The sequence below is a fragment of the Cupriavidus sp. SIMBA_020 genome, from assembly GCF_046535395.1.
Taxonomy (GTDB): Bacteria; Pseudomonadota; Gammaproteobacteria; order Burkholderiales; family Burkholderiaceae; genus Cupriavidus; species Cupriavidus campinensis.
Window position 1 is genome coordinate 1 of record NZ_JAWRWU010001389.1, and the last position, 245, is coordinate 245.

At 62.4% G+C, this 245-nt stretch carries 1 pseudogene; it reads right to left on the reverse strand.

Annotation, left to right across the window (positions count from 1 at the left end):
- Positions 1 to 245: pseudogene (locus tag SB751_RS34070) on the reverse strand (transposase); the annotation flags it as partial.

Genomic DNA, 245 nt, shown 5'->3' on the forward strand with positions numbered 1-245 from the left:
TGGCCTGCTGAAGCTGACTGGCTTCGCGCTCGTCGAGCGGCTGTTCGCATAGCTCGCGGTAAGCGCGCTGCCGTTCGAACGGCGTATTGCCGAGCGACCAGTACAACGGGTGGTCGGTAATCAGGCTGTCGAGCGTCAGGCCGATGTGATGACGGTAGCTCGACCAGCGATAGTCTTCCGGCGCGCTCACGAGTTGCGCGCGCACCGGACACATTTCGACGACCCGGCTCGCCAGTAGAAAATAG